The following is an 18993-nucleotide window of genomic DNA, read 5'->3' as shown; positions in this document are numbered from 1 at the left end:
TGGCGTGTGGGTCTGACGACCCAGCCACAACAGGACCGGGCCGTATGCCGCTGAGCTGGCCCAGCGGCATACGGCCCGGTGTGGTTGGGTGGTGGCGTCAGCGGACGCGAGCAGCGCTCGGCTTGACGGACTTCTTGCCGGAGAGCTTGATCACGTCCTCCGAGAAGTAGTCCGAGCAGAAGGCCATGCCGCAGGCCACCGAGAAGGTGGCACTGACGGCCTTGCCGCCCTTGAAGAGGCCGTTCTCGCCGAAGACCATCATTTCCCACGGGCGGGTCGTGTCGTCACAGGTGAGCTCGGTCGCGCCGTAGCCGCGGATGAGCATGCGCCCGACCCGCTGGGTGACCGAAGCCTCGAGGAACGCGAACTGTGCGTCGCTCCCGCACATGAACGTCCCGGAGAGGATCGCGGCGCCCGTCTTGGAGTCGAAACGCGCGTTCTTGTTGACCGTGATCTCGAGCGCGGGCGGCGGAGGAGCGACGTCGATGCTCAGCTCCATCTGCCCACCGTTGCCGGTGCCGTCCTGCTGGTCGTCGATGACGACGATGTAGTAGGTCTCACCCGTGAAGGCCTCCCAGACGGCCCCGCCGGGACCGCAACCGAGGACCTCGAAGCTGCCCGGTGCGCCGATGGCGACGAATACCCCTGCGCTGTAGTCAGAGGCGGAGACGTCTGCCAGGAGCGCTTCGTCGGCTGTGGCGGTGTAGCTGTACCAGACGCTCGCGTCCATGGCCGGTGCGCCGCACCAGGAGTTGAGCTCGTCGTCGTCGCTGTCTGTCGTCGCCTCGGTCGTGTCGAGGCTGGCCGCGAACGGCATGGCCGCGATCGCCTCGGCACCTGAGAACGTGTCGTTGCCGGGGGGTGCCGCGACAGCGGGTGACCCCACCACCGCGAGCGAGGTGAGGGCAGCTGCGAGAGCCGCCAGGAACCGTCGTGAAGCCTTCATGTGACCTACCCCTCTTTCGGTCGTGCGCAAGGCGCCGGCTCCCAACGTCGCGCCGAGCGCCAGGGATGCGAGTTTCGCCGTTGGGCCGCGTGGCCAAGGCCACAGACCTACGCTAGTGACAGGAGTTCGGGCATGCTGCCCGAAGCCCGAAATAGGGGGAAATTCATGAAGATCAAGCGTTGGTCGACAATGCCGCTCCTGCTCGCGGGGGCGCTGGCAGTCACATCAGGGGCTGCCTCTGCAGCGGCCCCTTCCAGCGCGGATGCCGCCCGAGGCTCGGCGACCTACATCGTGTCGCTGAAGGCTGGAGCCGATCCGGCCGCCGTGGCCGCCAGTCACGCTCGCAGGGTGGGTGCGTCTGTCAGCCAGGTCTACCGGCACGCGCTGAAGGGCTACGCGGCCCGGCTCACGCCGAGTGCCGTCCGGGCGCTGAGCCAGGACCCCCGCGTCGCTGCGGTCCTGCCCGATCGTGAAGTGCACATCACGGCGCAGACGGTCCCGGCGGGCATCCGCCGGATCGGCGCTGACGTGAGCTCGACCCGTGCCGGCGACGGCCGCGGCTCGGTCGACGTCGACATCGCCATCATCGACACGGGAATCGACCCGCGACACAAGGACCTCAACGTCGTCGGCGGCGTCAACTGCATCGCCGGCAATCTGTCCTACAACGACCTCAACGGGCACGGGACCCACGTGGCCGGGACGGCGGCCGCGAAGGACAACAAGATGGGGGTCGTGGGCGTCGCTCCCGGCGCGCGACTCTGGGCCGTTCGGGTTCTCGACGCCACCGGCAGTGGCTCCTGGTCGTCCGTGCTCTGCGGCATCGACTGGGTGACGGCCCACGCAGACACCATCGAGGTCGCCAACATGAGCCTCGGTGGCAGCGGCTCCGAGGGCTCGTGCACCGACCACGGCATGCGCGAGGCGATCTGCCGGTCGACAGCGGCTGGAGTCACCTACGTCGTGGCGGCCGGCAACGCCTCCATGGATGCCTCCTCCTCCGTTCCGGCAACCTTCCCCGAGGTGATCGCCGTGTCCGCGATCGCTGACTTCGACGGCTTGGCCGGCGGCTTCGGGACCCCGACGTGTGCCTACGGCAGCGACGACACCTTCGCCGGCGTCTCCAACTACGGGTCGGACGTCGACCTCGCCGCTCCCGGAGTCTGTGTCCTGTCGACGTGGCGGGGCGGCGGCTACCGGTCGATCTCCGGGACGTCGATGGCCAGTCCGCACGTCGCGGGTGCGGCGGCGCTCTACCTGTCCACCCACCCGGGGGCCACCCCGGCCACCGTGCGGACTGACCTCCGGGCCGCCGGCACGTTCGACTGGACCGGTGACCCCGACGGGACGCAGGAGCCGCTCGTCAACGTCTCGGGATTCTGATCACCGCAGGTTCGCGTCGAGGAAGGCCTCGGTGCGCCGGATCGACAGGGGCCACTGGGCCGTAAAGGTGTGCCGCTCGCCTTCGTAGACGTGGTAGGTCACCTTCTTGCCGGCCCTCTTCAACGCGGCCACGGTCTCCTCGGACCAACGGATCGGGCAGTCCTCATCGGCCGTGCCGTGGTGGATCAGAATCGGGTCCGTGATGCGCTCGAAGTACGAGCGGGGGCTGGTCCGCGCCCACGTCTCCGGGGCGCGCTCGGGCGTGCCCAGCCGCCGGATCACCGCTCGCGCATCGCCCCGCCGTTCGCTGTCGCGACGGACCCACCGGTTGAAGTTGTCGACCGTGTCCGAACTGACCGGGCTGTAGGCCACACCGGCCTTGAAGAGCCCCGGCTTGGCCACCAGGGCGCTGTAGACCACCCCGCCGCCCATCGAGCGACCGATGATGCCGATCCGGTCGGGATCCACCGCGTCGAGCTGCCGCAGGGCCAGACCCGCGTTGACCGCATCCACGGCATAGCCGATCCGGAGCGCTTCGCCATTGGCCGGGTCGTCGTCGGACTGGGCATGGTTGCGGTAGTCGATGTGGAGCGTCACGTAGCCCCGACGGGCGAGGTGGTCGCGCTCGCGCAGCATCGTCGCGCCGTTGGTGTACTCCTCGATCGGGACGTAGCCGTGTGCCAGGACGACAGCGGGGAACGGGCCCTTGCCGCGGGGGATGTTGATCCGGCCCGAGATCCGCAGGCCGTCACCGCGGTAGGTCGCGAAGTACTGCCGGTAGGCCTCGGTGCTCCCGCTCTCACGTCCGAGCCGTAGGTCGCGGCCGTCGAAGTCGGTAGCGATCAGCGACTCGATGAAAGCGGGGTCGGCATCCGCCGCCGGCGCGGTGGTCGGGCTGCTGTTGGTGGTGGCGCTGGCGCTGGCGCTGCCCGCCGCAGGGGACCCGGTCTGGTTGGTCACGACCGGCTTCGGCGGGCTGCTCGTGCAGGCCCCGACCATCAAGGCGGCGACCAGTGACACGGAGACGAAGGCTGCTCTTCCCACACCCCAGTGTCACCGACGTGGTCCGATCGGCCAACCAGCGAGGGCGGGAACTGCGCATCGCAGTTCCCGCCCTCGGCAAGGGGTGTGGCCGTCAGATCACGGGGCGTAGATGTACTGCATCCCCTGGAGGTGCGTGACGGTGCGCGTGTTGTAGTTGTAGGGGCCGGCGAGGGCGTTCATCTCGATCATCGTGATCTCGTTGCCGTTGACCGCGGTGACCCAGGCGACGTGCCCGACGCTCGAAGAGCCATGGACTCCGGGCTGCAGGACGACGATGGATCGGGTGCGAGGCGTGCCCGAGACGGTGTAGCCGGCGTTGGCGGCGCCGTAGCCCCACGTCATGGCGTTGCCGGTCCAGCCACCCGGGTAGTAGCCCTCGGACTGGTACCACTTGTTCAGCGCGCCCCACGTGCACTGGCCGGCGGAGCCCCAGTTGTAGGCCGACTTCTGGCCCGACGTGCCGTTGACCGTCGTCTTGGCCGTGTAGGTCGAGGTCGTGAGCGAGGACCGCGAGGCTTCACGCGAAGCACGCTCAGCGGCCTCGCGGCGGGCCTCGGCGGCCTTCTCGGCGGCCTTCTCGGCAGCCGCTTCGCGCTGCTTCTCGACGACGACGTCCTTGATGACGATCGCCTTCGCCTTGGCGGACGTCTTCGGCGTCGCGTAGCCGATGGAGCTCAGCGCGGGCGACTGCGCCACCGCGGGGGCGACGGCGGCGGTCGGGCCAACAGCGGCGGCGGCCTTGGGGCCGGCGACCTTCGGAGCGGCGATCGGGGCGGCCGCAGAGGTGTCGGACATCGTCTCGGCCGAGGCCGGTGTGGTCAGCGTGGCCACGAGGCCGCCGGCGGCGGCGACGACAGCGGCGCCCTTCATGGCGGGCTGTGCTGACTCACGAGCAATGCTCTTGAGTTCGCCGAGCGGGCTGTAGGCACCCGGCGCCCGGTGTCGCCCGGGACGGTTGTCAGTGTTCACAGAGAACCTCTCCGCGCCTACGAGGTTAGCTGTCGGGTTCGGGCGAAAGGCTGCCCGGCTCTCGTCTCGGGCCCGGAGGCCGTCCTCGAGTGCTACACCCCAAGAGCGGCGCGCAGTCGGCACGGGGCCGGCTCCACGACACTCGGAGGAACTGTGGTTCCCCCGCTCCTGCCATGTGGGTCAAACGGGACCTCGAGGCGTTGGCAGGACTCGGCGTCCGCCTCTCAGTCGGCCCCAAGGGGAAGGGGCTGGAGACGAGACTAGATGACGTATCCGCGGATGTCACGTTCAGGTAACGGGATTTCCATGACTTCGTAAAGCCACGGGGCGTGATCTGGGCCTCAGCCGGCGATCGGGCAGGTTGCCTTGGCACCCGCGGAGACGGCCTTGAAGTAGGGCGGGTTGCGCTTGAGCCCCTGCTGCCAGAGTGACCGCCAGAGGGCCTCGGCCCGTGCGGCGCTGATGTCGCCCCCCTTGAAGTGGGACTGGTCCTTCAGATGGGTCTCCCAGGGCTCGATCGCCGCGCGAGCCTTCCCGAGGATCCCGTTGACGACCCGCATGCCGGTCGCGCAGGTGCTCAGCGCCTTGGTCTGCTCGCTCGCCGGCACTCCCGTGGGGGGCGTGCAGCCCTGCTTCGCCGACCGGTAGGCGCGGTCCGCCGCATGGAAGGCCGCGATGTGCTGCGGGGCCTGGGCCGTGGTCGGTGCCCAGTCCTTCTTCGCCCTTGCCAACGAGATCTTGCCGGCCTGGAGGGCGTTCATGATGTCGAGGTGCTTGTCCCACTCCCGGAGGGACGTGGCTGCGGCGCGTGCCGCCTTCGCCTGCAGCTGCCACCCGCTGCGGCACTGCTCCACCTTGGCCGCCACGGGGTCGACCGTCGGCGTCGCCGATGTCGTGGCCTCGCTGCTGGGAGTGCTCGGGAGAGGGGCACTCGACGTGGTGAGCGGCTGGGTGGAGGCGGGGGCCGTCACGGGCGCGGCGGTGGGAGAACCGTCGAAGAGGTCTGTGCCGAACCACACCGCGGCCCCCACACCGAGGAGCGCCACGAGGACCACGGCAACGGCGGCCACGGGCCCGCGCTGCTGGCGCTCGAGCTCGCGGCGTGCCCGACGGGTGGGTGGTTCCTGTGTCATCGCGCTACCCCCAAAGTGGCTGATCCAGAACACGTACCCCGCCAACTGTAGGTGCTACCACACGGTCACCCCGCGAACGCGCGCACGTGGACGTTACTGGCGCGTAGGCATCTTCGGGACTCCTGACGCCCCCTGATCGGTCGCTATCCTCGCAATTGACCGATCCTGCTCCCACAGGACCGGCCCGGGGGAGGCACGAGGTACTGCATGTCCCATCCACCAGTTGAGCGGTTCCCGGAGGACCAGGACGATCGCCGCCAGCGTCCCGACGAGGCGATCGTCGTCCACCTGCCCACCCGGGGCACGCCGCCGGCCACACCCGAGCGACCCAGGCGGTACTCGAGCGAGTTCCGGGCCGACGCCGTGGCCCTCGCGCGCCGCCCCGGTGTGAGCGTCGCCGCCGCGGCCCGCGAGCTGGAGATCAGCCCGAGCACATTGCGGCGGTGGTTGCGGGAGGCTCCGGCAGCCCAACCCGATCCCGGGCCGGCCTCCGAACGGCTCGACGACGGGTGGCCGGACTGGCGTTCCTTCGACTGGCCCGTCCTGCCGGCCGCCGACAGCGAGCCTCCTGCGGCCGCCGCACCCGTGGACCCGGGGGAGGCCGGCGTTGACCCGCTCGGCGAGCCCATCGCTCAGCCGGCGCCCGACCCGCCGCCGAGCCCCGCCGTGGTTCGGGACCTGGCCGCGGCGGCGCCGGGGGACGGCATCTTCGCCGCCACGGCGCGCCTCGACCCGGTGCACCGCCTCGTCGTCGTCCTGACGGCCTTCGCCGCCTGCATCCTGCTCTCCCGCCTGGTGCCCGAGTCCTACCCCTGGCGCCCGACGGTCGGCGCGCTCCACGTCATGTCGCTCGTCGTGTCGTTCGGTGCCGTCCTGCTCGTCGACTGGCACGGTCTCCTCTGGCTGGCCGGACGCCGTGCCCTGACGGAGTCGACTCGCCTCGCGGCGGCTGCCGCGCCGATCATCTGGTTGGGCCTGGGCGGCCTCTTCGTCACCGGCGCCCTGCTGCGGCCCGACGTCGGGTCGCCACTGACGTTGCTCAAGCTGGTCCTGGTCCTGGCCGTGGCGGTCAACGGGGCCGTCATGGCCCCGGTGCGGCTGCGCCTGGCCGCCCTGTCCGCAGATGCCTCCCCGGTCGACGTGCCCGAGCGCGAGTGGCGCCAGATGATGCTCTCCACCGCGGTGTCGCAGGTCGGATGGTGGGGCGCCGTCGTGATCGGCTTCGTCAACGCCGCCACATGAGAGTCAGGGCCGCAGGAGCACCTTGATCGCGCGCCGCTCGTCCATGGCGCGGTAGCCCTCGGCGACCTCGTCCAGCGGCACCGTCAGGTCGACGACGCGGCCCGGGTCGATGCGGCCGTCGAGCACCCGCTCCACCATCCGGGCCGCGCGACGTCGAACGCCGTCCGGATGGCCTGGCCCGTCCCGACGCACTCGAGGACCGCGTCGGCGGCGACCCCACCTTGCCCGATAGCGGCATCATGGGGCGCATGAGGACGCCGATGTCGAGCTGGCGGGTCGTCGTGTGGTTCGGCGTGATCAGCCTCGCTGCGGACATGGTCTACGAGGGCGCCCGCTCGATGTACGGCCCGCTGCTGGCCTCGCTCGGGGCCACCGCCCTCGTCGTCGGTGTGGTGACCGGCCTCGGCGAGGCCATGGCGCTCGTCCTCCGCCTGGTCTTTGGCCCACTCGCGGACCGGACCGGCCGCTACTGGGGCCTCACCATCGGCGGCTACGCCCTGACGGCGGTCTGCGTCCCGCTCCTCGCCGTCGCTCCCTTCCTCGGTGGCGCCGGGCTCGCCGTCGCCGCCGTCCTCATCCTCCTGGAGCGCAGCGGCAAGGCCATCCGCAGCCCCTCGAAGTCGGCGCTCCTGGCCCACGCTGCCCGGTCGCTCGGCCGGGGCCGGGGCTTCGGTGTCCAGAAGGCGATGGACCAGGTCGGCGCCTTCAGCGGCCCCCTCCTCGTCGCGGCCGTCGTCGCGGCGACCGGTGTCATCTGGCCGGGGATGCTCGTCCTCGCCGTCCCCGGGGCGGTCGCCCTCACGCTGCTCCTCATCCTTCGGGCAAGGGTGCCGGACCTCGGCGCAGTGGACCCGGCCGAAGACCCTGGGAGCGCCGACCCGGGGAGCCGGCTCAGCGGCATACGGCATCGGGGTGGGCTGCGCGCGTGGCTCGACGAGGCGATCGGACGTCACCTGCCGGGCGACTTCTTCCGGTTCGCCGTGGCGGCGAGCCTCACCACGGGCGGCCTCGTGACCTTCGGGATCATCGGCTACCACCTGACGGCCGACGGCGTCGTCCCCGTCGCGACGGTGCCGCTCATCTATGCGGTGGCGATGGCCGTGGGGGCCGTGTCGGCGCTCGCGGTCGGGTGGGCCTACGACCGCGTCGGCGCCCACGTGCTGCTCGTCGTGCCGGTGCTCGTCGCGGTCGTGCCCGCGATGGCCCTGACCGAGTCGCTCGCGCTCGTCCTGGCCGGGGTCGTCGGGTGGGGCCTGGCCCACGGGATCCAGGACTCCGCGGTCAAGGCGCTCGTCGCCGAGCTCGTCCCCCCGGGACGGCGGGCCACCGCCTACGGCGTCTTCGCCGGGATCCAGGGCGCCTTCGCAGTCATCGGCGGGACCGTCATCGGGTGGCTCTACGACGTCTCCCTCCCGGCCCTGGTCACCACGGTCGCCGTCGCCCAGCTCGTGGCGCTCGGCCTGCTGTGGCGCACCGTCCGGCGGCCCCGTCTCCGACCCACGACGTAGGCGCCCGGCCCACACCTACGCCGCTGGGCTGAACTTGCCGGCGAACCATGACCGCTGTCGGTGCTGCGACGTAGCGTCGAAGCGCCGTGTCACAAAAGGCCGGGCTGCCGCGTCGGATGGACTGGTCCCCGATCGACGTCAACGGGAAGGAGTTGATGGATCCCGCTGCGCGACCCGTTGACTTCATGCTTACTTCAACTCGAAGGATGGATGCCATGACCTCCACACATGGTTCACTCACCGTCGACCGCGCGCGATGACGCGGGCTCGCCGAGCCACATCCTCTGGCGGCCCGCCCGGGTCAAGGCCGAGTGGGACCCCTACAACGTCTTCCACCGCAGCACACCGTCCTGCCGGCGGCCTGACCCGGCTGCCGCTGACACCGACCACGTGGCGCGCCACCTCCACGGGCGCGCCCCGATCACAGGGGTGAACGATGAAGGAGAACAAGCAGCCGATCCCGTGCCGGGACTACGACGCAGAGCTGTGGTTCGCGGAGCGGCCCGAGCAGGTCGAGTTCGCGAAGGCTTTGTGTGGGACCTGTCCGCTCCGCAGGGAGTGCCTCGCGGGAGCGCTCGAGCGCCGCGAGCCCTGGGGAGTCTGGGGCGGTGAGCTGGTCGTCGAGGGCGCCATCGTGGCGTTCAAGCGGCCCCGGGGACGCCCACGCAAGCAGCCTGCGGCCGCCTGACAACCCAGCCCCACACAGACCCGGTCTGTGTGGGGTCAGGGCTGCAACGCGGGTCCCTCACCCACGGGGAGGGCCGGCTCGGCGTCGGAGCGGTGCGGTGCCCTGTCCTCAAAGCGCAGGGCACGGCACAGTCCCAGGAGGGCGAGGTTGACGAGGACGAGGAAGTACCCGGCGAACTCCTCCTCGAGGAGGCGGAAGAACTGGACGATGAAGAGCTGGCCCAGGAGCGCGATCTCGAACAGCTGGAGTGAGCCCTGCCGGTCGCCTGCCCGCCATCGGAGCAGGCCCCAGCCGCTCACGGCGACCGAGGCGACGGCGAAGCCGGCATAGACCCACGCGACTGCGTCGGGCCGGTCGCCTTGCCGGGCGGTGCCGATGAGCGCGTTCACGGGCCCGACCGCGGAGAAGAGCACGAAGAGGACGAAGGCGGCGAGCGCGGTCCGGCTTTCGCCGCGACCGGCTCGTAGAAGTAAGTTGTTGTCGCCCGTGACGAACTTGCCGACCTCGTCGATGAACAGGCCGAACCCGACGCCCCCCACCACGGTCGCCACCATGCGGACCGTCCTGCTGAGGAACAGCATGAAGAGGAGCAGCGCGAGAAGCATCAGGATGCCGCCCCAGAGGACGTGCGCGAAGTGGAGCGAGTCGCCGCCGATCTGCGGGTAGCCGGTCAGGACGAGGAAGACCCGGGTGATGGCGATCGGCCGTGATCCGCGACGCCCTGCGGCAGCTGCCCGGCTACCGGGCCGGGCACCGGCCCGGGCGCAGCGTGCTGGTCCGGGTCGACGGCGCCGGCGGCACCCACGAACTGGTGGGCTGGCTGGAGCGGCAACGACTGTCGTACTCGGTCGGTTTCACCCTCCCGGACACCACGCCCGAGTTGCTGAAGAAGATCCCGAAGAAGGTGTGGCAGCCCGCACTCGACGCAGAGAACGAGGAACGCGATGGCGCGTGGGTCGCCGAGCTGACCGGGTTGCTCGACCTCTCGTCGTGGCCGGCTGGGATGCGAGTCATCGTGCGCAAGGAACGACCCCACCCCGGCGCACAGCTGCGGATCACCGACATCGACGGACACCGCGTCACCGCGTTCGCCACCAACGCCAAGACCGGGCAGCTTCCCGACCTGGAACTGCGGCACCGTCGCCGTGCCCGGGTCGAGGACCGGATCCGCAACGCGAAGGACACCGGCCTGCGGAACCTGCCCCTGAAGGGGTTCGACCAGAACCGGATCTGGATCGCGATCGTGGCCCTCGCAGCCGAGCTGACCGCGTGGATGCAGATGCTCGCACTGCACGGCCACCAGGCCCGCCGGTGGGAACCCAAACGACTACGGCTGCGGCTGTACTCGATCCCGGCCACGCTCGCGCACCACGGCCGACAAGTGCTGCTGCACCTGGCCGAACGCGCCCCCTTCGCCGAGCTCGCCAACAACGCCATCCTGCGCCTGCGTCAGCTCGCCGCCCCCGGCTGACGACACCGCCGCCCGTCCCGACAACCCGAGCACGACCACCGGCCCGTGGAAACCGGCGCCCACCGAGGCGACACCCGGGGCACTGTCACACCCGAACGGCAGAATCAGCGTGCGACCCGCGAATCCCACGCAGAGAACAACGCCCGACCGAGCCATGCAAGATTCGGTTAGGCCGAACTCCTGCGGTTGCGGCCATCAGACCTCGAGTGAGCTCATCACAGTTGAGGTGGTGGCAGGGGACAAGCCTCAACCCATTGCTAAACCCTCATCTGTCATGATCCGGAAACCCTCGCGCGTACAACGAAAGAGCGACGGTTAGACGTTAAGAAAAAGCAATGCGTGGATCAGTCGGAAGTTCACGAAGGCTTGAGCGTGTGCCCCCAGTGATGACGACACGATGAACATTCACCCGTTCTGGTCCTGGCATGAAGCCGCTTGTGTGGGTGGGCAGACCTTGAGCTCGAAGGGGATTTCTAGTTCACCCTGCTGCCCGTCGGCTGTCTCGTATGTGAGCGTGATGCCCTTGCCCTCACGCACCTCGTCAGTGGCCTCGATGTCGATCGCCAGACGAGCGGTTATTTCCCCGACGTCCGGCTCCTCCTCGACGGAACCACACAGGACGTCGACGGGGTCGGGCTCCTTGGGGAAGCCGTGCGTGACCAAGTCGCCGGGCAGATACCCGACGCTCGGTTTCGAGCTGTGCAGCGACCAGACGCCAAAGTGGGCGATGGGAAGGTTTCCGTTCGTGAATCGGGCAGCGGTGACGCGTGCAGACCCCTCGGAAACGCACAGGGTTATGACGCCCACGGAGAGCTTCGTCTCACCTTCAGGTGTGACGATCGTCTGGCCGAAAGCAGGTGGTGCATCACCTGCCATTCGAAGCGTCGAAGCGCTCCCGCACGCGGACAGCAAGAGAGCAGCCACGCCGGAGCACGCCACGAATGCCACACCGGAGCCACCTCTGGAGACGAGACGCATCAACCCTCCCTAGGGGTATAGCGGTGCCCCACGTGCGAGGTGGGGCACCGCCGGAACTTGATCTGAGTCATCGAGGCTTTGAGCTTGATCCAGCCGAGGCAGCCCACCCCTTGGGAGTACTGCCGCAAAGGTAGGAAGGCGCAGTGACCGCGAACCTCATTCTGGTTGCGGAGGTCCAACCGGAGTGCGCCGAAACGTTGATCGGACCAATGTCCACACCGGCACTGTAAGTGTAGTTGGTGGCGTTGTTCTTCCAGACGGTGGTGCCCGCAGAATAGGGCGCGCAACTGGCGCTGTAGTTGTAGTCCGCCGTGCGCGTGAAGTCACCTGATGGCAGCAGCGCGTTGAAGCTCACCGGCTTACGATAAACGTACTGGGTACACGTATTCTTGTAGTCGCGATAGTTCACCCAGTTCCTCACCATCGCATCCGCGATATTAGTCGCAGTGGCCCCGACACTGGTGCTGATGGTGGCGGTCCCGGATTGCTTCATACCGAAATCTGGGCCGGTGACACCAACACCGAGCGTGTGCGCGCTACCCGTCTCGAAGTCCACTTCACCAGTGGCGCCGGACCAGCCGTACAGCGTCGCGAAGTGCTCCCGGAGCCCGTAGTACGTGGTGCCTGTGATTGTGCCGCAAATGTCGCTCGCCGAGTACCCGATTCCCGAGCCGCGGAAGTGGCCCTTCCCGATGGGCATGACGCTCAGGTTCTTGTCGCTCGTGGCGAGCTTTACCCTGGCCCTCCTTGCGTCTCCGATCGTCATAGGCCCGTGGTCGATCTGCTTGGCTCGCGCATCAGACGCCTGCTCCGCGGTTTGAGCCACCAGGTCAAGGGTCACCTCGTCTGGGGCGCCTCTCTTAGAGGCGTGCGCCATTGTGGTGTTCCACCTTCCACCGACCTGCGCGACTGTCGTAGACCATGTGGCTTCACGCTGCCCATCCGTGACAACGATCTGGAGGTCGACTTGGCCATTGCCTGTCACCACGCCGGGTGGCAGGTGGGCGGCCTCTATGAAGACATTGAACCGCCCACCAGCGCCCAAGCTGCCCTTCTGGATCAGGTGCATAGCCATCTCCGCACCTTCTGCCGCCGACCCGAGTCGATCCGAAGAAGGCCACGCGTACACCGCGAACTGCCCGTGCGACGCGCCGCGAACGATACCTCGTAGCGCTTCGCCCCCGCTGAACGACGCTGCCCTCGCGCCTGCGTGCGCCGCTGGCGATGCCTGAGCCTGTGGTGCGACCAACGCGGCCGCGGTCACCAGCCCCACAACGGCGAGCCGGTCCCAGCCCCGTCTCGACGTTGGCCTACTGCGTCGATGGACCATGCAACGACCTCAATGTACTCCCGAGGTCCCCCGTGGACCCCTGCCCTCACAGGGTCAAAGCTGGATGGCTCGCAGTCAAACGCGTTTGACCAAGTCTTTGCCAACTCTTGAATGTTAGCCTTCACTTAATTGCGTTTAAGCGGCAGTACGCGAGAGTGCGGTTATGACGAGCGGATGACCCACGTCGCCTACGAGCGAAGGTGCGAGACAGTCCTTTCTGGCCCCCAAGGGGGCCGGGAAGGATGTGGTCGCCTGATGGCCGAGACGCTGGAGGCCGAGGGTGTTGCGCGGCTTGCGCCGGCGCCCAGTCGCGCTGCCTGCGACTTGTTCGCCTCAACGCGGCTGCGGTTCCCACCCTGGAATCGGCAGCTCACCCCACCGCTACGCTTGGTACGTGGGTCGAGTGGACTACATCGATGATCCGAATGCACCGAAGGCCCGATCATGTCACTGGTTGCGCAGCGCCATGAATTAACCCGTGGCGCGTCCGGGAGGCCGTGCCTACGGTGGTCCGGTGACCTCCACACCGAGCGCTCCACCGCCGGGCGAAGGCACCTCGCCACAGGGGCCGTTCCTCCCGCGTCCGACCATGCCTCCCGCCACGAACGTGCCGGACGACCGGCCGGCCCACGCCGCCGGCCCGCCGAACCCGCCGGACCCGCCGGGTCCGCCTCGCGCAGCCTCCGTCCGACGGGTTCGCCGCTCTCGCCTACCGTGGGTCGCCCTGTCCGGTGTCGGACTCGCCCTGGTCGTCGCGAGCGGCGGAGGTCTGGTCCAGTCCGAGACCCGCACCGAGGTGCGCCGCTCGACGGCGGCCACGATCACCATCGAGGCCGGCTCGAGCGAGGTCGAGGTGGCCGGCGGAGCCCCCGCCGGCACGATCGAGATCACCCGCACGCACCGGTGGGGCCTGGGCGGGGCCAAGCCCAGCGCCGACGAGTCCTGGGAGGAGTCGGCAGTCACCATCCGCGGCGCCGAGTGCGCGGGGCTCGCCTGGCGCTGCGGCATCGACTACGCCGTCCGTGTCCCCGACCCGACAGCCGTGACGGTCGAGGGCGGCTCCGGTGACGTCCTCCTGGTGGGCAGCCTCGGGACGATCCGGCTGGATCTCGGGTCCGGCGACGTCGAGACCCGCGACCTGGTGAGCGGGGACGTCACGATGACGACCGGCAGCGGGGACGTGGACCTGGAGCTGAGGTCCGGGCCTGCGGCACTGGAGGTTCGGACGGGATCAGGAGATGTGTCCATCGAGGCTGCTGCCGGAGAGCAGTACCGCCTGGACGTCGACACCGGGTCGGGTAACCAGAACCTCGACCTCGCCTCCGACCCGAGTGCGCGCCAGGTCATCACGGTCCGGACCGGCTCCGGAGACGTCGACATCGAGTGACCCCCCGGCCTGGGACGGCCATGCTGGGGAGCATGAGCGAGCAGGAGAGCGTGGGTCGGCGAGTCCAGAGCCGGATCTATCGGGAAGGGCTCTTCGGGCGCCGCCCCCGTGTCCCGGTGGAACCGCGGGCACTGGAGCAGGCCGCCCGGCGCAGGCTGAGCCCGCGGGCGTGGGCGTACCTGGCCGGGGGAGCCGGGCAGCAGCGCACCGACGCCGCCAACCGCGCCGCATTCGACGACTTCCCGATCGTGCCGAGGATGCTCGTTGACGTCTCCACGCGGGACCTGTCCGTCGAGCTGTTCGGCCGCACGCTGCCCGCTCCGCTCCTCTTCGCCCCGGTCGGCGCGCTGGAGCTGGCCCATCCGCGGGCCGACCTCGAGCTGGCTGAGGGCGTGCGGGAGCTCGGCCTCCCCGTGGTCATCTCCACCCAGGGGTCGGCGCCCCTGGAGGACACCGCTGCCGCCCTCGGCGACTGCCCCCGCTGGTTCCAGCTCTACTGGAGCAGCAACGACGACCTCGTCGACTCCCTCGTGCGGCGCGCGGAGGCCGCCGGCTGCGACGCCCTCATGGTCACCCTCGACACGCACACCCTGGGCTGGCGGACGCTGGACCTCGACCTCGGCAGCCTCCCGTTCACCCGGGCCGAGGGCATCGCCCAGTACGTCAGCGATCCGGTCTTCCGGCGGCTGGTGGAGGAGCGAGTGGCGCACCCGGCCACCCCGGCGGAGCCGACGCCCCGGCCGACACGGGCAGCGGTCGCGGCAGCCCTTTCCATGGCCCGGCACTGGCCGGGGCCGGTCCGGGCCAACCTGCGCTCGCCGCTGCCGCGCGCGGCCGTCGAGACCTTCCTCGACGTGTTCTCCCGGCCGTCCCTCACCTGGGAGCACCTTGGCCGCCTTCGGGAGCTGACCCGGATGCCCTTGGTGCTCAAGGGAATCCAGCACCCGGAGGACGCACGTCGGGCCGTCGACCTCGGCATGGACGGGATCGTGGTGTCCAACCACGGGGGCCGGCAGGTCGATGGTGCGATCGCCTCGCTCCGCGCGCTACCAGCGGTGCTGGGGCAGGTGGCGGGGGCGGTGCCGGTGCTCTTCGACAGTGGCATCCGCAGCGGTGCGGACGTCTACAAGGCGCTGGCGCTCGGAGCTGACGCCGTGCTCATCGGCCGGCCCTGGGTCTTCGGTCTCGCCGTCGGTGGCGGCTCCGGGGCTCGCGCGGTGATGGAGTATCTCCTCGCGGAGCTGGACCTGACGATGGCCCTCACCGGGGTGAGGGCCATCGCCGAGATTCGGTCCGGGAGCGAGTCGCCTAGCTCCTGACGTCGCGGGCCTGCTGCTCGGCCTCCGTGCGCACGGAGTCTGCCGCGGTCTGCGTCTGCGCCTTGACCTCCGCAGCGGAGTCGCTGGCGGCGGACCTGACCTCCTCGACGGCCTCCTGAGCCGGCTGCTTCAGGTGCTCGGCCATCTCGCTGCCGGCCGCCTTGACCTCCGCGGTCGCCTGCTCAACGAGAGGCTGCGCCTGCTCCTTCACGGCCGCGGCCGCCTGCTTCTCCTTCTCGGAGGCCGGCAGGACGGAGCCCACGAGCCAGCCGGCCGCGAGGGCGACGACGCCTGCGGCGAGCGGGTTGCCCTGAGCCTGCTGGCGCGCCTTGTACTTCATGTCGTGCGCCGTGCCCTGCACGCTCTCGACGGCAGAGTGGCCGCTGTCCGACATGCCGTGAGCTGTGCCCATGGTCGACTCCTTCGCGCTCTCGGCGGCGCCCATGATCCGGTCGCGCCAGCTCGACACCTTCTGGCCCATGCGGGCCTTCTGCCGTTCCGCGATGGTGCTCGGCGACACGGTGGTGCCGAGCCGGTTGACGTTGTCGCTCAGGTCCTGGCGGGTGCGCTCCACCTCGGTGCGCAGCCGCTCGGTCTCGTGGTCGCTCATGATTCGTTCCCCTTCAGTGCGTCGGGAATGTGCTTTGCGGTCTCGGTGGTCTTCGGCAGGCCCTGCACCCGCTTGAGCTCTCCACGGCCCATCGAGTACATGACGGCGGCGGCGATGCCCCAGACGACGGCGACGACGAGCGCCGACCAGCCGAGGCCGACGGCGTCCCCGATCGCCCACCACAGGGCGAGCGAGAGGAACAGCAGGACGAACCACCCGGCGAGCCCTGCGCCGCCGAGGAGGCCGGACCCCTTGCCGGCTCGCTTCGCGGACTCACGCAGCTCGGCCTTCGCCAGCTCGGTCTCCTGGCGGACGAGTGTCGACAGGTCCTTGGCGATGTCGGCGACCACGTCCCCGAGGGAGCTCAGCGGCTCACCCGGCAGGTCGTCGGTCGTCTCGTGGGGCGGTGCCCCGCGTGCGCCGGAAGCGTCGATCATCGGGCGTCACCTCGATCAAGCCACCCGTCAGTGCCGGCGAGCGGGTCGGCTGCACCCGTCGGAGCCGTGGGAGCCGTGGGAGCCGTCGAGGACGTCGCCGTCGCGCCGGTCGTGGCCAGCGGTCCGTCCAGCACGGGCTCGGCGGTGCCCGTCGACGCGTACGCGCCGGGGGCGCTCGCACCATCCTCCTGCGACGCGGCCGACAGGCCGCGGGTCATCCGGCCGGACAGGAAGCCGAGCCCTGCCGCCACGGCAAGGAACGTCCCCGGCTTGCGCCGGGCAAAGCGCTTCACCTCGTCGAGGACGGCGCCCGGCTCGTTGCCGTCGAGCCAGTCGCCGAGCGTTCGCGCCTGCTGCGACACCTGGCGCACCAGGTCATGGGCGACACCCGGCTGACCGGCGCCGACCATGGAGTCCAGCTCGTCCGTGAGGCTGCGCAGGTTGGTGGTCAGCCGCTGTTGCTGCGAGCGGGCCTGGTCGGTCAGCTCCGACCGGGACTGGTCCATGAGTCGGCGCATCTGCTCGGTCGCCGTCGAGGTGACGTTGCCGAGCTCCTCCTTGGCCGTCTCGGCGACGTGCTTCGCCTCGCCCTGGGCAACGTGGGCCGTCTCCCTGCCGGCCTCCTTGGCGGCCTCGGTCCGGGAGCCGGATGCATCGGCCCCGTTCGGGCTGCCCGTCGTGCCCAAGGTGCCGGTCGTGCTCGTCGGATACGTGTTGGAAAGGCCCGTGTCGTCCAGGCTCCCGGACGTCGGTCCGTTGGTGAACTGGGACATGTGTCCTCCTCCTTGGTTCGCGACGCAGTCGTCCACCACGCCACGTGAATGGGTGCGCTGAGCCCGCGCTGCTGGGGGCCTCGGACGCTTCGCTCCCACTACCCCGGGGTGGAGCAGGCCTAACGACGAAGAGGCCGCACCCCTGGCGGGATGCGGCCTCTCCGGCGTGGTGGGCGGAGTCAGGCGGGCGGGCGAACCTCGCGCCGCAGGATCTTGCCCGTGGGGCCCTTCGGCAGCTCGTCGAGCTGCCAGAGGTGACGCGGGTACTTGTAGGCGGCGATCCGCTCCTTGACGTAGTCCTGCACCTCGTCGAGCGTCGTCTCCGACCCGGGCCGCAGGGCCACGGCCGCGCCGATCTCCTCACCCATCACGTCATCCGGGATGCCCACCACGGCCGCCTCGAGGACGTCGGGGTGGGTGTAGAGGACCTCCTCGACCTCACGCGGATAGACGTTCATCCCTCCGCGGATGATCATGTCCTTCTTGCGGTCGACGATGGTGAAGTAGCCGTCCTCGTCGACGGTCGCGAGGTCCCCGGTGCGGAACCAGCCGTCCGGGATGGCCTCAGCCGTCGCATCGGGCTTGCGCCAGTAGCCCTTCATGACGTTCTCGCCGCGGATGGCGATCTCGCCGATCTCTCCGGGCGCCGTGTCGGTGCCGTCGAGGTTGACGAGCTTCATCTCGCAGCCGGGGATGGCGCGGCCGATGGTGCCCGGCTTGGTCGGCCGGTCCGGCATGTTGAAGGAGGCGACCGGGGACGTCTCGGACAGGCCGTAGCCCTCGAGGATCTGCGCGTCGAACTTCGCCTCGAAGTTGCGCATGACCGCCTCCGGCAGCGCCGAGCCACCCGACACGCAGGTGCGCAGGCTGCTCGTCTCGGCTCCGTCGGCGTCGGGGTGGTTGAGCATCGCCGCATACATCGTCGGCACGCCCTGGAAGATGGTCACGTGGTCGCGGCCCACGACCTCGAGCGCCTTCGCGGGGTCGAAGCGGGGGATGAGTGTCAGCGTGCAGCCGCGCAGGACGCTGGTGTTGAGTCCGCAGGTGAGTCCGAAGACGTGGAAGAGGGGCAGGCACCCCATGATGACGTCGTCCTCGCCCATCTCCATGATGTCGTCGCAGGACCGCTCGGCGTTGCGATGCAGGTTGAAGTGGGTCAGCTCGGCGCCCTTGGGCTTGCCGGTCGTCCCCGACGTGTAGAGGATCACCGCGGTGTCGTCGTCGGCCCGCTCGACCGCCTCGGCCAGCGGGTCCGCGTCCGGCAGCGCACCGGACGCCGGACCCATCGCGGTGCACTCGATGACCTGGGTGTGGACGCCCTCGCCGGCCGCGATCTGCGCTGCCTTGCGGGCTTCCTCGGCGAAGTCCGGCCAGACGAACGAGAAGCTCGTGCCGGCGTCCTGGTAGTAGTAGGCGATCTCGCCGCTCTTGAGCAGCGGGTTCATCGGCACGACGATGCCGCCGGCGATCAGGGTGCCGTAGAAGAGGACGGGGTAGGCCGGGACGTTGGGGAGGATCAGGGAGACGCGGTCACCGGGCTGGAGCCCGGCCTCCCGCAGCTGTCCCGCGACCTTGGCGGCGGCTGCGTGCAGCTGGCCCCAACTGATTTCGGCCTGGTCGAGCTTGATGCCGAGCTTGTCGGGCAACCGCGTGGCGGTGGCGACGAGGTTGGTGGCGAGATTGGTCATGTGGACTCCTTTGAGACCTACCGGCGAGTACCAGAGCCATCATGCAGCGAATTCGCGCTCGTCGGGTGTCGGATCGGTCACGACCAC

At 69.8% G+C, this 18993-nt stretch carries 18 protein-coding genes, 1 pseudogene and 1 riboswitch; of the genes and pseudogenes, 7 read left to right on the top strand and 12 right to left on the bottom strand.

The genetic code is table 11. From position 1 onward, the window contains the following. Positions 1-97 precede the first annotated feature (97 nt). Positions 98-946 (bottom strand): DUF6299 family protein, encoded by an 849-nt coding sequence (locus OO014_RS08790; protein ID WP_272461926.1) that lies wholly within the window; start codon positions 944-946, stop codon positions 98-100. Between the two features lie 165 nt (positions 947-1111). On the opposite strand from OO014_RS08790, the gene OO014_RS08785 reads away from it, so the two are divergent. After that, the gene (locus tag OO014_RS08785; protein WP_272461925.1) at positions 1112-2329 is read left to right on the top strand and encodes a S8 family peptidase; all 1218 of its coding nucleotides are present in this window, start codon (positions 1112-1114) and stop codon (positions 2327-2329) included. Here OO014_RS08785 and OO014_RS08780 read toward each other — a convergent pair whose 3' ends face one another. From OO014_RS08780 to OO014_RS08770, 3 genes are all read right to left on the bottom strand, one after another. Then, a complete protein-coding gene (locus OO014_RS08780) occupies positions 2330-3373 on the bottom strand; it encodes an alpha/beta hydrolase family protein (RefSeq protein WP_272461924.1) in 1044 nt (347 codons plus the stop codon). Between the two features lie 96 nt (positions 3374-3469). Further along, the gene (locus OO014_RS08775) at positions 3470-4243 is read right to left on the bottom strand and encodes a CHAP domain-containing protein (RefSeq protein WP_272461923.1); all 774 of its coding nucleotides are present in this window, start codon (positions 4241-4243) and stop codon (positions 3470-3472) included. A 101-nt stretch (positions 4244-4344) separates the two neighbouring features. Then, a riboswitch (cyclic di-AMP (ydaO/yuaA leader) is annotated at positions 4345-4568 on the bottom strand. A gap of 115 nt (positions 4569-4683) precedes the next feature. Beyond that, a complete protein-coding gene (locus OO014_RS08770; protein WP_272461922.1) occupies positions 4684-5475 on the bottom strand; it encodes a hypothetical protein in 792 nt (263 codons plus the stop codon). A 207-nt stretch (positions 5476-5682) separates the two neighbouring features. Here OO014_RS08770 and OO014_RS08765 point away from each other — a divergent pair, with 207 nt between their 5' ends. Then, complete coding sequence (locus OO014_RS08765) at positions 5683-6717, top strand: transposase (RefSeq protein WP_272461921.1); 1035 nt, start codon at positions 5683-5685, stop codon at positions 6715-6717. Between the two features lie 3 nt (positions 6718-6720). On the opposite strand, the gene OO014_RS08760 is transcribed toward OO014_RS08765, so the two are convergent. After that, the gene (locus OO014_RS08760) at positions 6721-6843 is read right to left on the bottom strand and encodes a hypothetical protein (RefSeq protein ID WP_420485491.1); all 123 of its coding nucleotides are present in this window, start codon (positions 6841-6843) and stop codon (positions 6721-6723) included. A gap of 122 nt (positions 6844-6965) precedes the next feature. On the opposite strand from OO014_RS08760, the gene OO014_RS08755 reads away from it, so the two are divergent. Beyond that, positions 6966-8225 carry an MFS transporter gene (locus OO014_RS08755; protein WP_272461920.1) on the top strand — a complete coding sequence of 420 codons (1260 nt, stop codon included), beginning with the start codon at positions 6966-6968 and terminating at the stop codon, positions 8223-8225. 436 nt (positions 8226-8661) lie between these two features. Continuing rightward, positions 8662-8913, top strand: coding sequence for a WhiB family transcriptional regulator (locus tag OO014_RS08750; protein ID WP_272461919.1), 252 nt, complete (start codon positions 8662-8664; stop codon positions 8911-8913). Positions 8914-8948: 35 nt separating this feature from the next. Here OO014_RS08750 and OO014_RS08745 read toward each other — a convergent pair whose 3' ends face one another. After that, positions 8949-9518: a hypothetical protein gene (locus OO014_RS08745; protein WP_272461918.1), complete on the bottom strand. Its 570-nt coding sequence runs from the start codon at positions 9516-9518 to the stop codon at positions 8949-8951. 101 nt (positions 9519-9619) lie between these two features. Between OO014_RS08745 and OO014_RS08740 the strand changes: the two are divergent. Next, positions 9620-10384, top strand: a pseudogene (locus tag OO014_RS08740) (IS1380 family transposase); the annotation flags it as partial. A 405-nt stretch (positions 10385-10789) separates the two neighbouring features. On the opposite strand, the gene OO014_RS08735 reads toward OO014_RS08740, so the two are convergent. Continuing rightward, positions 10790-11362 (bottom strand): hypothetical protein, encoded by a 573-nt coding sequence (locus OO014_RS08735; protein WP_272461917.1) that lies wholly within the window; start codon positions 11360-11362, stop codon positions 10790-10792. Positions 11363-11429: 67 nt separating this feature from the next. Then, positions 11430-12437 (bottom strand): hypothetical protein, encoded by a 1008-nt coding sequence (locus OO014_RS08730; protein ID WP_272461916.1) that lies wholly within the window; start codon positions 12435-12437, stop codon positions 11430-11432. 844 nt (positions 12438-13281) lie between these two features. Here OO014_RS08730 and OO014_RS08725 point away from each other — a divergent pair. After that, positions 13282-14079: a DUF4097 family beta strand repeat-containing protein gene (locus OO014_RS08725; RefSeq protein ID WP_272461915.1), complete on the top strand. Its 798-nt coding sequence runs from the start codon at positions 13282-13284 to the stop codon at positions 14077-14079. A gap of 32 nt (positions 14080-14111) precedes the next feature. After that, positions 14112-15398: an alpha-hydroxy-acid oxidizing protein gene (locus tag OO014_RS08720; protein ID WP_272461914.1), complete on the top strand. Its 1287-nt coding sequence runs from the start codon at positions 14112-14114 to the stop codon at positions 15396-15398. On the opposite strand, the gene OO014_RS08715 is transcribed toward OO014_RS08720, so the two are convergent. The 4 genes from OO014_RS08715 to OO014_RS08700 all read right to left on the bottom strand — a co-directional run bounded on the left by OO014_RS08715 (position 15388) and on the right by OO014_RS08700 (position 18906). Further along, positions 15388-16008 (bottom strand): DUF3618 domain-containing protein, encoded by a 621-nt coding sequence (locus tag OO014_RS08715; protein WP_272461913.1) that lies wholly within the window; start codon positions 16006-16008, stop codon positions 15388-15390. The genes OO014_RS08720 and OO014_RS08715 overlap by 11 nt on opposite strands. Continuing rightward, positions 16005-16445: a phage holin family protein gene (locus OO014_RS08710; RefSeq protein WP_272461912.1), complete on the bottom strand. Its 441-nt coding sequence runs from the start codon at positions 16443-16445 to the stop codon at positions 16005-16007. The genes OO014_RS08715 and OO014_RS08710 overlap by 4 nt, the downstream gene beginning before the upstream one ends. Then, positions 16442-17218, bottom strand: a complete 777-nt coding sequence (locus OO014_RS08705) for a hypothetical protein (protein WP_272461911.1) — start codon at positions 17216-17218, stop codon at positions 16442-16444. Before OO014_RS08705 ends, OO014_RS08710 begins: the two co-directional genes overlap by 4 nt. Before the next feature lie 179 nt (positions 17219-17397). Further along, positions 17398-18906 carry a long-chain-fatty-acid--CoA ligase gene (locus OO014_RS08700; RefSeq protein WP_272461910.1) on the bottom strand — a complete coding sequence of 503 codons (1509 nt, stop codon included), beginning with the start codon at positions 18904-18906 and terminating at the stop codon, positions 17398-17400. Positions 18907-18993: the final 87 nt, after the last annotated feature.

The organism is Intrasporangium calvum, assembly GCF_028446585.1.
Lineage (GTDB): Bacteria > Actinomycetota > Actinomycetes > Actinomycetales > Dermatophilaceae > Intrasporangium > Intrasporangium calvum_A.
This window is presented reverse-complemented; position numbering and strand designations above follow the sequence as displayed.